Below are 12,956 nucleotides of genomic sequence, written 5' to 3'. Positions count from 1 at the left end.
GTGATTATTTATCGTCACTAATACGACTTGCTACTGCGCTGCTTTGATCTTTATATTTTGCATCTTTACGAATATTATATGGGTTTTCACACGGGCCCGATAACATTTCAAAGCTCATAGCACCAATTTTCATCAGCGGGCGTAGTGCCAGTGGTAATTTACCTGAGTTGTAAAACTCTAAAACGATATTGCCGCTCCAGCCTGGGTCTATTCGGTGCGCGGTTACATGCACCATTAAACCCAAACGCGCAAGCGATGAGCGTCCATCTAACCAACCTACTATATCTGCTGGCAACGTTACTTTTTCATGGGTAATAGCTAGTGCAAGTTCACCTGGGTGTAAAAAGAATGCTTCACCTTCATCAAGCACTATTTCTTCACTCATGATCGATTCCATGGCTTTATTTAACTGATCTTTTGGACCACTTAAATCGACATATGCGGCATTATGCGCATTAAAAGTTCTAAATTTATTACCCAAGCGTAAATCGGCCGTTACACCGGAAATCATCTCGCTCGTTGGTGCAGGCTCAATAACTATGCGGCCATCGCTTAAGTATTCATTAATATGTGTGTCTGAAAGTCTCATTATTTATTAATCTTCTGTAATCACAATTTCAATCGAATTGTGATGCTGTTGATAATAAAGCGTGCTGGCTATTAGCCTCGCTGCTGCGCTGTATGTTTTGCTTATCGCGGCGTTGTTATCGTTTGCAATAAGTTTACCTTGCTCAGAATACTCGCGTATATCTATGGCAAGAGGAATATGGCTAAGTACAGGCACGCCATGCTTGTGCGCCAGTTTTTGTGCGCCGTCTTTACCAAATACGTGATTTGCCTCACCGCAGTGGCTGCAAATGTAGTGGCTCATATTTTCAATTAAGCCAAGCACCGGTACGTTTACTTTATTAAACATAGCAATGCCTTTTTGCGCATCGGCTAGCGCTAAATCTTGCGGTGTAGTGACAATAACAGTGCCGCTAGCGGGTACTTTTTGGCTCATTGTAAGCTGAATATCACCGGTGCCAGGTGGCATATCAACAATTAAGTAGTCAAGCTCGGCCCAATCGGTTTCGTTAAGTAACTGGCTCAGCGCGCCTGACGCCATTGGTCCACGCCATACCGTGGCATCATCGCTTGGAACTAAAAAGCCAATTGACTGCGCTTTAATGCCATTTGCATCAAAAGGCTGTAGCTGTTTGTTATCTTTAGTGACGGGCTCTGCGCCCACTAATCCTAAAAGCATTGGGATAGATGGGCCATAAATGTCAGCATCTAAAATACCCACCTTTGCGCCTTCATTTTTAAGCGCGCCTGCCAAGTTAACAGCAGTAGTTGACTTACCTACTCCACCTTTGCCTGAGGCAATAAGTACAATATGTTTAATCGCTTTAAACTTAGCCGCCTCTTTAATGATAACCTTGGCGCTAATTGTTATAGGCACATTTAAGCTTTCACTTACGTGTTGCTCAACTAAAGGCATTTCTGATTGCCCAGCAAATGGCAGAGTTAATTTAATGTGTAGTGATTTATCGTCATTTTGAGTAATAGTATCGATAAAGCTTTCGTCAATACCGACGGCAAAAGCCGCACTACGATATGCCGCTAAGGCAGTTATAATCGGTTGTTTTTGCACCGATTTAGAAGAGAATAGTTTCGACAGTCCAAACATAGCAATTAAATAGCGTTTCTTTGATGAAAAGTGCCACGGAATTATGTAACATTCAGGGCATTAACACCAGTCAATTAATAAAAATCCATAAGCTGTGCGCACTCTAAGCAGATAGCTTGTAGATAAATTAATGATAATTGCCGTTTGTATAATAAAAACGGCGCTTTATCCTCAATTCGGAATGATTATGACGCAGCGAAAGATCCTGATTACCAGCGCATTACCTTATGCAAATGGCCCTACTCACCTAGGTCATTTATTGGAATATATTCAAACTGATATTTGGTCACGTTTTCAAAAACTACAAGGCCACGAAGCTTATTATGTTTGCGCAGACGATGCCCACGGCACGCCAATTATGCTTAATGCGCAAAAGCAAGGGATCACGCCTGAAGAAATGGTAAAACAAGTGAGCATAGAGCGCCAACGCGACTTTGCTGACTTTAATATCAAATTTGATAACTACCACAGCACGCACAGCCAAGAAAACAAAGAATTAAGCGAACTTATTTATAACCGCCTAAACGATGCCGGTCATATTAAAAAGCACACTATTTCGCAATTATTCGACCCTGAAAAAGGTATTTTCTTACCAGACCGTTTTGTAACAGGTACTTGCCCAACGTGTAAGTCTGAAAACCAAAACGGCGATAGCTGTGATTCGTGTGGTGCTACATACAGCCCTACCGAACTTATTAATCCGCGTTCTGTAATGTCAGGCGCAGAACCTGTACTTAAAGATTCTGAGCATTACTTTTTTGACCTGCCAGCATTTGAAGGCATGCTAAAGGAGTGGTTACACTCGGGCACTATTCAACAAGAAATGGCTAACAAGCTAGACGAATGGTTTACCGATGGCTTGCAGCAATGGGATATTAGCCGTGATGCACCTTATTTTGGTTTTGAAATCCCAAATGCACCAGGCAAATATTTTTACGTTTGGTTAGATGCACCTATTGGTTACATGGCGAGCTTTAAAAACCTATGTGACGAAAAAGGCCTCGACTTTGATGCGTTTTGGGCTGAAGGTTCAGATGCAGAGCTTTACCACTTTATTGGTAAAGACATTATCTACTTCCACAGCTTATTTTGGCCAGCAATGCTAGAAGGCGCTAATTTTAGAAAGCCAACTAACGTATTCGCTCATGGTTTTGTAACTGTGAATGGCGAAAAAATGTCTAAATCAAAGGGTACGTTTATTAAAGCGCGTACTTATTTAGATAACTTAAACCCAGAGTACTTACGTTACTACTACGCAGCAAAATTAAGCAGCGGTATTGTTGATCTGGATTTAAACCTAGAAGACTTTGCACAGCGCGTAAATTCAGACCTAGTAGGTAAAGTAGTCAACATAGCGAGCCGTTGTGCTGGCTTTATTACTAAAAAGTTTGATGGCAAACTAAGCAGCACTATTATGCAACCAGAGCTGTTAGCAGAGTTTCAAGCTGCTGCACCGAGCATTACAACACACTACGAGAACCGCGATTACAGCCGCGCAATTCGCGAAATAATGGCGCTTGCCGACAAAGCAAACCAATTTATTGATGGCGCAGCGCCTTGGGTATTAATTAAAGACGAAACTAAGCAACAAGAAGCACACGAAGTGTGTTCTCTTGGTCTTAACTTGTTCCGCATTTTAATTACTTACTTAAAACCCGTGTTACCAGGAATGGCTGATAACGTACAAGCGTTTTTAAATGACGACCTTGCATGGGACGGCGTTCAAAATGCACTAGTAAGCCACCCTATCAATAAATTTAAACCGTTAATGCAACGTGTTGAAATGGATAAAGTGAACAAAATGGTTGAAGAATCTAAAGAAAGCTTAGCACCAAAAGTAACAATTGACCCTAACAGCCCACTTGCAAAAGAGCCAATTAGCGACGAAATTGAATTCGATGATTTTGCAAAAGTAGACTTACGCGTAGCTAAGATTGCTAAAGCAGAGCACGTAGAAGGCGCAGATAAACTACTTAAGCTAACACTTGATTTAGGCGGCGAAACTCGCCAAGTGTTTGCGGGTATTAAATCAGCTTATGCACCTGAGGATATCGAAGGCAAGCTAACCGTTATGGTTGCTAACCTTAAGCCTCGTAAAATGCGCTTTGGTATGTCTGAAGGCATGGTATTAGCAGCAGGCCCTGGCGGAAAAGAAATTTATATTCTTAACCCAGATGACGGCTCAGAGCCTGGTATGCGCGTAATGTAATATTACTCATACAATAAAAACCGCTGATACATCAGCGGTTTTTTTATGGGCAAAAGTAATGTTTAGTCGTATATTAAGCCTAGCCGTTTATACAAATGCCTTTGCATTAAATAAAGTGAATTGTAATTATGACCCAAATTTTAGATACCAACAGAACAAAAGTAAGTAGCCAAATAAAGCAACACAAATTAGTCGCCATACTGCGCTTAAAACAACAAACCGATGTAGCTCCATTAATTGATTGTTTAATAAATGCGGGCATACACTCATTAGAGATCACTTCAAACACACCTGGCTTTGAGCAAGAAATAGCAAAAGCTCGCGCAGCGCATAAAAACGCACTTATTGGTGCTGGCACAATAATTAACACCACCCTTGCCCAGCAAGCTATTGATGCGGGCGCGCAGTTTATCGTAACGCCAAATACCAACAAATCGGTTGTCGAACTTGCCCACCAGTACGGGTTACCCGTATTAATGGGCGCACTAACACCTACCGATGTAGCAAATGCAATTGAATATAACGCTGATATTATTAAGGTATTTCCTGCCGGCAGTATGGGCGTCGGTTACTTTAAAGCATTAACCGGTCCTTTTTCAGAAGCACAATTAATGCCTGTTGGTGGTGTGAATTTAGATAATATATCTCAGTGGTTTGAAGCAGGTGCTTGTGGCGCTGCAGTCAGTGGCGATTTTTGTAAGGTATTAAATACTGAACAAGAGCGTAGTGTTCTTACCAAGCTTGTAAAAAAATATATAAGTGAACTGCCTAAATAGGCAGTTATATTTTAACTATAAAATTAATCATCTTTTTTAATTGAGCTTTTTCAATACGCGGTCTTTTCTTGGTAGGTAATAGTTATCGTAATCAAGTGAGACTATAACGCGCTCTGCTTTTCCTAATAACTCATTACGCGGAATTAAACCTATTACACGCGAGTCAGCGCTATTGTCGCGGTTATCGCCCATTGCTAAATAATAATCATCAGGAATTGTAATTGCGTCAAAGCCCGATAAACGTGAAGGAATATTTGCCACTCTTATCGAATGCGCTAACCCGTTTAAATCTTCGATTTTATCAAGCGAGTCTATGTTGCTTTGCTGATCTGCATAATTAAGTTTTTTACCATTAATAATGAGCTCATTATTTTCAAGCGCAACCGTATCCCCTGGCACACCAATTACACGTTTAATTAAACGGTTATCAGCAGCTTGTGAGTCAAAAACAATAATATCACCGGTTTGTGGGTCCACTAGTTTAAGTAGTTTTATATGCGTAAATGGGACACGAATATCATAGGCCATTTTATCGGTAAGTATTCTGTCACCTTCTTGAATTGTTGGTTTCATTGAGCCTGTTGGCACTTCGTACCAATCGGCTACAGCGCTTCTAAATACGCTCATTAGTGCAATAAATACGATAAGAGATCGGTTGTTTTTCCAAAACTTATAAAGCGGTTTCATATTATTTCCCTGCGTTAATTAAGTATTATTATGACTAACTAAATGCTGAGCAGTTCAATGTAGAGTGTAACAAAAAGTGTGTGCTTTACGGCGGGTATAGCAAGGTCGTTGCTTACCTTGCTATATGATCAATCTGAAAATTAGATTATCAATTACTGTTGATTTAGTTTTTCTTTCGCTTCTTTTACTTTTTCAAAATCTAAACCAAGTTCGTCAGTCGCTTCTTTAATAAGATGCGGTTGAGTCATCACGACTGCCATTAATTGTTGTAACTTTTCTGGCGGAATACCAAGCTCTTGAACAAGCGCCATTGCCATCATTGGGTTTTGAGTAAACGCTTCAAACAATGCTTTTACTTTTTCGTCGCTTACATTGTGCTCTTTAAGTATTGCTAGTATTGGATTCATTATTAAACCTTAAATATTTTTTATAGGGCTTAGTATATGGGCTAAACCCTAAAATTAAAGAGTTACTCTACAAGTAAAACCACTTTTCCTGCGTTTTCATTGCGCTCTAAAATAGCATGGGCTTCGTTTGCGTCGCTCCAAGGCAATGTTTTATACAGGTTAAAGTCGTACTTTTTAGTGGCAATATCATTGTAAAAGCGTGCTACAAAGTCGTCGCGTACCTGGCGTTTAAACTCAATACTACGATTTCTAAGCGTTGAGGCATGAAACGAAATACGCTTTTGTAAAAGTGCCGCAAAATCAACTTCTGCAAAACGTCCATCTAAAAATGCAAGCATTATAATTTGGCAATCCATGGCTGCAATAGCGGCATTTTTATTTAAGTAACTACCCGAAACAGGATCTACAATTGCATTTGCTGTTAACTCATTTGCTTTCATATATTCTACAAAGTCGGTGGTTTTGTAGTTAATTGCATGATCGGCACCGAGCTCTTTTGCGTGTTGGCATTTGTCATCCGTACCAGCGGTAATAACCACGGTAGCACCTGCGCTTTTAGCCATTTGAATTGCTGCACCGCCTACGCCACTAGCACCTGCATGAATAAGCGCTGTTTGCCCTTTTTGTAATTTACCAAACTCAAATAATGCGCCAAATGCCGTTAAATACACTTCGCTTATTGCGGCGCCCTCTGCCATTGTTACATCATCGGGTAATTCCATAAGCTGTTTTGCATCAACTGCTACATATTCGCTATAAGCACCACCTGAGCACAACGTAAAAATACGCTTGTTTAGCCAGCTTTTATCTACATCTTTTCCAAGCTCAGTAACTGTACCCGCACATTCTAAACCTAAAATCGGGCTATCTCCCGCAGGGGCCGGGTATTTACCTTGGCGCTGCATACTGTCTGCACGGTTTACACCTATTGCTGCAACTTTAACAAGTACTTCATGGCTCTTTAAAACCGGTTTTTCGGTTTCACTAAATGCAAGGTTGCCATCTTCATGAGAAATATATTTCATTATTACTCCAAGTTTAAAAACTGTAATAACATATAGATGGGGATGAACACAGATTCAAACAACCTCAAAAGCGCCAACTTTGTTTGTAAGGATAAACATCGGGTAGATAACCATTATGTATTTGTTGCTGACAACTCTGCCAAAACGTCGCTAAAAACAAGTTACTGTGCTTATTATTAAAATAGTTAAACGCAATATCGTTGGCACTAAAAAACACCTTAAATTGGCTCGGAAATATATCGTTTTCAGCTATATCAAAATACGAGTTACTACTTAGCTCTTCGAGTGCATTTTGGGTTTGTGGCACGTCTCTAAAGTTACAATCGGTAAGCGGGCAAATTTCGTCAAAGTCGTAAAACACCACTCGCCCCCATCGCGTTACGCCAAAGTTTTTCATTAGCATGTCGCCCGGAAATATATTAGCGCCCGCTAACTCTTTAATTGCTTTACCGTAGTCATGCATCACGCTCTCTAAGGTTTTGTTATCGCATTGGTTAATATATAAATTAAGCGGGGTCATTTTACGCTCAACATAAACGTGCTTTAAAATTAGTGCCTTGCCAGATATAACTATGCTGCTGCCAATTTGGCTTTTCATCTGCTCAAGAAGTTCATCACTAAAACGGCTTAAATCAAACGCTAAATATCTAAATTCGTGTGTGTCTACCAAACGACCAACCCTATCGGCTTGTTTTACAAAGTTATACTTTTCTTTCACTTGTGCTTTGGTGGCTGTTTTTGGCGCACTAAATTTGTCTTTAATTACTTTATAAACGTAATCTAGCCCTTCAATAGTAAATACCAGCATTACCATACCTGGCGTCCCTGCTGCTGTGACATACTTAAAGTTGGCTGGGCTATTTTTAGTTGTATCAACCTTGTGCCGATAAAACTCAGTTTTGGCATGCTTTATAAAACCAATGGCGTTAAATAACTCAAAGCGTTGTTTGTGTGGCATTAACACACTTAAGTAATCTACATAACGAGCGGGCTTGTCGGTATCAACCATAAAATAGGTGCGTGCAAAACCAAATAATAAACTTAATTGATCGGCGCAAATCATTACAGCATCAAGCTTTAGTCCCTCATCGGTATTTAAAATAGCGATAGCAAAAGGCATATTGTCGCCATTTTTAGCAATGCAGCGCCCAATTAAATAACAGGCTTTGTTTCTAAAAAATAATGAGTTGGCGTATTCAATATACCCGTCGTTTAAATTGATAAGTTCGTACACCTGTTTGCATTGCTGCTTAGCGCCTTGCATTAACGTACTTTGTAATGTGGCTACATCGCGTTCTAAATTACTAAATGGCACTCTAAATACTTGATTAGTAATAAGCGTTTTAACGGCGTTATTAAACCCACTATGTAGCGATACCCTGCTAACTAAGCTTTCATAAGAGCGTGGCTCACTACGATACTTTGCTTTTAATACAAACAAATGCACAGTACGAATTTTTTTATCGTCCCAAATTGCGCCAAACGTTGAATTAAAAAAAGTATGCGCAATAGGTTTATTTTCGTGATTTTGTACCATATCGCCGTAAATATTTTTAGCTAACTGCCACGTTTGTGGGCAAGTAAGTTCAGCGTAAGCAATAACTCTAACGGCTTCACTCACGTTTTTCACTTCGCGCTCGTAAACCTGTAAACGCTCACGCATAGCACTTTGCACACTGTGGTACTGTCGTTGTTCAAAACGGCTTTGCGCACCCAGTGTAATATTTAAAAATTGCGAAAACATCGCCTCAAATCCAGCAAAAACAGATCGTGCAAGCTTGCTGGCAATAACGTTTTGCAGCGTATTATTAGATTGATTTGTTAGCCTATTTTGCATAAATACAGCACTTATATTGATGCCAGTTATGGCGGTTATTTTTTATTAATTGTTTACACCTTAGCAAGCAGGCTTTAATTTAGATAATTAATAAAGCGTATAAATAGAATTTATTGGGCGTATTGACCTTTCGAGGTTAATTTTGCAGCCGTGTATTTGGTTTTTAAGCAAGGCAAAGTACATGTAATGTGGTGACTCCCCATAAATGTACTTTAACGCTGCATAAAGGCCAAATACAGACTGCCCATAGGGTTCTTTCTAGGGACGATTAACTCTTAGTTGCTCGATTTTTACTTAGCCCACTAGGTGGCAAACCTCGCGCCGCGATTAAGTCGCCCCTAGATTGAACAAATTTCAACCCTGAAAGGCCAACACGCCCATATGAATATAAGAAACGTCGACCTCAACTTGTTAGTTTACTTAAATGTACTCATCGATGAAAAAAGTGTTTCAAAAGCTGCAAATAAACTTGCTCTTACGCAACCGGCTATGAGTAATGCGCTAAAACGTTTGCGCGATTTATTTGACGACCCATTGCTGGTGCGTGCTGCAGGCTCTATGACACCAACGGCAAAGGCACTTGCATTAAAGCCTGAAGTTGAGGCGCTCTTAAAAATGGCTGAAGCTATTACGCAGCCTAGTGAGCAATTTAACCCTACAACGGCTGAAGTTACGTTTAGAATAATGGCAAACGACTACATAGAGTCGACCTTAATAGCCCCTTTTATAACTGCGCAGCTTAGTAAAAACCCCGGTATTAATTTTGATGTATTAAGTCCAAGCGACGTAAACCTACAAGACATGGAAAAAGGCACTATAGATTTAGCAATAAATCGCTTTAATGGTTTGCCACGCTCGTTTCATCAAGCCAGTGTATGGCGAGATAACTACTGTTGTTTAACGCATCCTAAAAATACATTTTTACAACAATCAGGGTTAGACGACTACTTAAAAAAAGAGCATATTTGGGTAAATCGTGCCGGCTGGGGGCCTGAAGCCGCTGTTACTAATAAATCAGGAAAGCAAAAATTAGGCTGGGTAGATGAAGCGCTTTGGCAACTAGAACAAACACGTAAAATACGTGTTTTTACTCGCCACTATATGGTTGCAAGCCTGCTTTGCCAATCAGAGCAACTTATTGCCACCCTACCGCGCAGGCAAGCTAAGTTATTAACCTCTCATACTGATTTAGTAATCAGCCCTGTACCATTTCAAATAGTGCCTATTGAAGTAAAAATGATATGGAGCCCACTGCTGCACCACGCCCCAGCGCACCAATGGTTAAGGCGTGAGTTATTAGCGTTTGCTAAAACGATTGCAGATAGATAAATTATTATTTTCATCACATCAAGCACCAGGTATTTTACTATCGCGCATACTGTCCAAGCTTTACTTTCATTAGAAGAATATAATGATAAACAAACTTAATAATAAGAATAACGATACTGCAAATATAATTTTTGCTGTCTTTCAAAAGTCCTACGCTATAGAGGCTAAACTGATCGGCGCGCATAACTTTCCTCCTTTAGCGCGTAATATTAAAGGTATAAAAAAATCAGAAACAACCTTTTATGGCTACAGCGAAAATGAATGTTTAGCAGCCGTTATAGAAGTAGATACAAACAACGAGTATTTAGATATTTGCAGTTTAACCGTTGATCCTAGTCATTTTAAAAAAGGTATCGCAAGTAAGCTAATAAGTTATGTTTTAGCAATGGATGATTTTTCTCATGCAATAGTGGAGACTGCGGTTGCTAATACTCCTGCAATAAATTTATATAAAAAGCATGGCTTCGTGGAATTTAAAAGATGGACCCCTTCACATGGTATTGAAAAGCTGGCTATGTCGGTCGTAATTTAAATCAGTATTTCAAAATAGGTAATTTACAAATGGATAGTGCATCAATAATTGCGTGGAGTGTTTTGTTTGGTGGCATTGGTATTGGCTACCTTACTTACGGGCGAAGAAAAAAAACCGTAGTACCACTTTGTATTGGTTTATCGCTATTGGTATTTCCGTATTTTATGAGCAGTGTTAGCATGCTGTTGATTGTAGGCGCTATTTTAGTGGCTATTCCCTACTTTATTAAAATTTAACATTACTATTGTTACGACTAAATAAAATACACGCGAAAAATAAAAAGCGCCGTGGTATTCAACTTTGGGAAAATACCATGGCGCTTTTGGAAATCGTCGATATAGGAGTCTACCTACAGTGTATGATTAGCAAGCTTAGTACCAACTTCATAAAAAAATTAAAATTCAATAAAAACAATTAACTAATAGTCCATATTTATTCCTCAATGACTCCCCTTGTTCCAGTTTTGTGCACGTTTTTACCACTCTGCACCAAATTAATTAGTATAATTTAGGTATGTTTTCTATTTTTTATTTAGTTTTAAAACTTACTATTGATGAAATCAATGTCAGTTATTGAAAACAACAATTTCATTAATAATACACTTAGCGCTAGAGTGAAGTTAAGCCAACAAACTAAGAGTAATAATTATGACAACATCAAGCTTCACACAACAAGACGGGTTATTTATTGATGCTAACTTACATCAGTTTATTGAAGAGCAGTTATGCGCAAAAACTAACACCACTGAGACTTATCAAGCATTAGCTACTTTAGTTGATGAGTTTGGTTGTAAATGTCGTAAAACAAAACATCAACCAGATGATGTATTAGAAGTAGATACATTATTAAACGCATACCAACTTAAAAACCACCCGCTTTGCCATGTTGATGCGCAAACGACAGAAGCTGTTTTAGATGAATATTGCTGCCAGGTTCCTGCAATTATTGTTGTCGCACTAATGGATACGCTTAGCGGTACACAATGCGATGAACCCCAAGCACATGATATTTACCATCGTGCAGCGCAGTTAACCAACCGCCCTTGTATGCACAGAGTAAAAACTGCCTCAGCAGCTTAATAATGAATGTGTTTAAAAGTGCTCGATAACCTTCTTTGCAAAGCCAGTACAAGTTAAGGTTGTCGAGTTATGAATACTTGAGTTATCGCTCTGCTCTTGCGCTAAATCAAAGGTTACTTCACCACTTTTAAATGTTTGCTCTAACGCACTTTCTATCAGTAATGCGGCCTCGTCCCATCCCATAAATTTAAGCATTAATACCGCACTTAAAATACTGCTACTTGGGTTTGCTTTATTTTGCCCTGCTATACGTTCAAACGTGCCGTGTGTGGGCTCAAAAAATGCAACATCATTATTTAAATTAGCTGCGGGCATTATGCCAACACCACCAACTTGTGCGCTTAGCATATCCGCTAAAAAGTCGCCGTTTTGGTTAGTCGTCACCACTACATCAAATTGCTCTGGATGCATTAAACATTGTTGCAGCATGTTGTCAGCTATGACTTCTTTAATAATTAAGGGCGCTTGGTGTCCTCGCTCTATTTGCAGCCAACGCCCATTTTCATGTGCGGTGGCATTAAACTCGCTTTTTGCAAGTGCAAACCCCCAACGCTTAAATGCCCCGTCGGTAAATTTAAGTACATTGCCTTTGTGCACTAGTGTTAAGGATTCACTATCGTTTTTAAGTGCATACTTAATTGCAAAGCGCATTAGTCGTTCAGAGCCTTCTTTGGATATATTTTTAATGCCAATACCGCACTCTTGTGTAAACCTTAAGCGCGTTACCCCCATTTCTTCGCATAAAAAGTCGAGCATTTTTTCGCTTTCTACACTGCCTGCTTGCCATTCAATACCTGAATACACATCCTCGCTGCTGTCGCGCAGCACGGTTATGTTTGTTAAAAAAGGATTTTTTAAAGGAGAAGGGAGTGCACTAAAGCCTTTTATAGTGCGCATATTTACAAATAAATCCATTTCTTGCCTGAGGGCTACATTGAGTGAGCGAAAGCCACCACCCAGCGGCGTTGTTAACGGCCCTTTTATGGCAATTTTACAGGCGCGTACTGCGTTAATTGTTTCTTGTGGAAACCAGTCACCGTCATACAGTTTTGCGGCTTGCTCGCCGTTATAAACCTGCATCCAATGTATTTTTCGAGCGTTTTTGTAGCAATGTTCAATTGCACTATCAACAACGTGGCGCATTACCGGCATGATATCTAAACCCACGCCATCGCCATCAATATAAGCAATGATAGGTTCTAACGGAATTTGCCACTGTCCGTATTGGTCTATCGTGATATTTTGACCTTGCGTTGGCACATTTATATGTTGGTACTGCATTGCTAACACCTACAAAGGTTCTATAAATATGATTAAAGCATGCTAATTAAGGCGTGTCTGTATTTGTACTTTTATAGTTACTATCATTTAAAAAAATAACAAATTAACTGTGACTATTTACG

Annotated in this window: 13 protein-coding genes; 6 read left to right on the top strand and 7 right to left on the bottom strand. The window is 39.6% G+C overall.

What is annotated here, in order from left to right; all coding sequences use genetic code 11:
* Window positions 1-4: 4 nt before the first annotated feature.
* Both dcd and apbC read right to left on the bottom strand, forming a co-directional pair.
* Window positions 5-589, bottom strand: a complete 585-nt coding sequence (gene dcd, locus AOR04_RS07595; RefSeq protein ID WP_076923901.1) for a dCTP deaminase — start codon at window positions 587-589, stop codon at window positions 5-7.
* A 6-nt stretch (window positions 590-595) separates the two neighbouring features.
* Window positions 596-1,672, bottom strand: coding sequence for an iron-sulfur cluster carrier protein ApbC (gene apbC / locus AOR04_RS07590; RefSeq protein WP_096792948.1), 1,077 nt, complete (start codon window positions 1,670-1,672; stop codon window positions 596-598).
* Window positions 1,673-1,859: 187 nt separating this feature from the next.
* Here apbC and metG point away from each other — a divergent pair, with 187 nt between their 5' ends.
* Complete coding sequence (gene metG / locus AOR04_RS07585; protein ID WP_096792947.1) at window positions 1,860-3,881, top strand: methionine--tRNA ligase; 2,022 nt, start codon at window positions 1,860-1,862, stop codon at window positions 3,879-3,881.
* A 128-nt stretch (window positions 3,882-4,009) separates the two neighbouring features.
* Window positions 4,010-4,657 carry a bifunctional 4-hydroxy-2-oxoglutarate aldolase/2-dehydro-3-deoxy-phosphogluconate aldolase gene (locus AOR04_RS07580; RefSeq protein WP_096792946.1) on the top strand — a complete coding sequence of 216 codons (648 nt, stop codon included), beginning with the start codon at window positions 4,010-4,012 and terminating at the stop codon, window positions 4,655-4,657.
* A 36-nt stretch (window positions 4,658-4,693) separates the two neighbouring features.
* On the opposite strand, the gene lepB is transcribed toward AOR04_RS07580, so the two are convergent.
* The 4 genes from lepB to aceK all read right to left on the bottom strand — a co-directional run bounded on the left by lepB (window position 4,694) and on the right by aceK (window position 8,613).
* Window positions 4,694-5,344, bottom strand: a complete 651-nt coding sequence (lepB, locus tag AOR04_RS07575; RefSeq protein ID WP_096792945.1) for a signal peptidase I — start codon at window positions 5,342-5,344, stop codon at window positions 4,694-4,696.
* Between the two features lie 152 nt (window positions 5,345-5,496).
* Complete coding sequence (locus AOR04_RS07570) at window positions 5,497-5,751, bottom strand: DUF2999 family protein (protein ID WP_002963210.1); 255 nt, start codon at window positions 5,749-5,751, stop codon at window positions 5,497-5,499.
* A 62-nt stretch (window positions 5,752-5,813) separates the two neighbouring features.
* On the bottom strand, window positions 5,814-6,776 hold the full coding sequence (locus AOR04_RS07565; protein WP_096792944.1) for a zinc-binding dehydrogenase: 963 nt from the start codon (window positions 6,774-6,776) through the stop codon (window positions 5,814-5,816).
* A 64-nt stretch (window positions 6,777-6,840) separates the two neighbouring features.
* Window positions 6,841-8,613 carry a bifunctional isocitrate dehydrogenase kinase/phosphatase gene (aceK, locus tag AOR04_RS07560; protein ID WP_096792943.1) on the bottom strand — a complete coding sequence of 591 codons (1,773 nt, stop codon included), beginning with the start codon at window positions 8,611-8,613 and terminating at the stop codon, window positions 6,841-6,843.
* 381 nt (window positions 8,614-8,994) lie between these two features.
* On the opposite strand from aceK, the gene AOR04_RS07555 reads away from it, so the two are divergent.
* The 4 genes from AOR04_RS07555 to AOR04_RS07540 all read left to right on the top strand — a co-directional run bounded on the left by AOR04_RS07555 (window position 8,995) and on the right by AOR04_RS07540 (window position 11,553).
* Complete coding sequence (locus tag AOR04_RS07555; RefSeq protein WP_024595339.1) at window positions 8,995-9,942, top strand: LysR family transcriptional regulator; 948 nt, start codon at window positions 8,995-8,997, stop codon at window positions 9,940-9,942.
* An 82-nt stretch (window positions 9,943-10,024) separates the two neighbouring features.
* Window positions 10,025-10,474 (top strand): GNAT family N-acetyltransferase, encoded by a 450-nt coding sequence (locus AOR04_RS07550; RefSeq protein ID WP_096792942.1) that lies wholly within the window; start codon window positions 10,025-10,027, stop codon window positions 10,472-10,474.
* A gap of 29 nt (window positions 10,475-10,503) precedes the next feature.
* Window positions 10,504-10,710 (top strand): hypothetical protein, encoded by a 207-nt coding sequence (locus AOR04_RS07545; RefSeq protein ID WP_096792941.1) that lies wholly within the window; start codon window positions 10,504-10,506, stop codon window positions 10,708-10,710.
* A gap of 411 nt (window positions 10,711-11,121) precedes the next feature.
* Complete coding sequence (locus AOR04_RS07540; RefSeq protein WP_096792940.1) at window positions 11,122-11,553, top strand: hypothetical protein; 432 nt, start codon at window positions 11,122-11,124, stop codon at window positions 11,551-11,553.
* 12 nt (window positions 11,554-11,565) lie between these two features.
* Here AOR04_RS07540 and icd read toward each other — a convergent pair whose 3' ends face one another.
* Window positions 11,566-12,834 (bottom strand): NADP-dependent isocitrate dehydrogenase, encoded by a 1,269-nt coding sequence (gene icd / locus AOR04_RS07535; RefSeq protein ID WP_096792939.1) that lies wholly within the window; start codon window positions 12,832-12,834, stop codon window positions 11,566-11,568.
* Window positions 12,835-12,956: the final 122 nt, after the last annotated feature.

Origin of the sequence: Pseudoalteromonas sp. 1_2015MBL_MicDiv (assembly GCF_002407505.1) — a bacterium.
Classification (GTDB): Bacteria; Pseudomonadota; Gammaproteobacteria; order Enterobacterales; family Alteromonadaceae; genus Pseudoalteromonas; species Pseudoalteromonas fuliginea.
Note: the sequence above shows the minus strand (reverse complement) of the source record. Positions and strands in the feature narration are given on the sequence as shown.

Coding starts and splice junctions, on each gene's coding strand:
- AOR04_RS07550 (WP_096792942.1), top strand. CDS start 10,025: ATGATAAACAAACTTAATAATAAGAATAACGATACTGCAAATATAATT.
- aceK (WP_096792943.1), bottom strand. CDS start 8,613: ATGCAAAATAGGCTAACAAATCAATCTAATAATACGCTGCAAAACGTT.
- AOR04_RS07540 (WP_096792940.1), top strand. CDS start 11,122: ATGACAACATCAAGCTTCACACAACAAGACGGGTTATTTATTGATGCT.
- AOR04_RS07565 (WP_096792944.1), bottom strand. CDS start 6,776: ATGAAATATATTTCTCATGAAGATGGCAACCTTGCATTTAGTGAAACC.
- lepB (WP_096792945.1), bottom strand. CDS start 5,344: ATGAAACCGCTTTATAAGTTTTGGAAAAACAACCGATCTCTTATCGTA.
- apbC (WP_096792948.1), bottom strand. CDS start 1,672: ATGTTTGGACTGTCGAAACTATTCTCTTCTAAATCGGTGCAAAAACAA.
- dcd (WP_076923901.1), bottom strand. CDS start 589: ATGAGACTTTCAGACACACATATTAATGAATACTTAAGCGATGGCCGC.
- AOR04_RS07570 (WP_002963210.1), bottom strand. CDS start 5,751: ATGAATCCAATACTAGCAATACTTAAAGAGCACAATGTAAGCGACGAA.
- metG (WP_096792947.1), top strand. CDS start 1,860: ATGACGCAGCGAAAGATCCTGATTACCAGCGCATTACCTTATGCAAAT.
- icd (WP_096792939.1), bottom strand. CDS start 12,834: ATGCAGTACCAACATATAAATGTGCCAACGCAAGGTCAAAATATCACG.
- AOR04_RS07555 (WP_024595339.1), top strand. CDS start 8,995: ATGAATATAAGAAACGTCGACCTCAACTTGTTAGTTTACTTAAATGTA.
- AOR04_RS07545 (WP_096792941.1), top strand. CDS start 10,504: ATGGATAGTGCATCAATAATTGCGTGGAGTGTTTTGTTTGGTGGCATT.
- AOR04_RS07580 (WP_096792946.1), top strand. CDS start 4,010: ATGACCCAAATTTTAGATACCAACAGAACAAAAGTAAGTAGCCAAATA.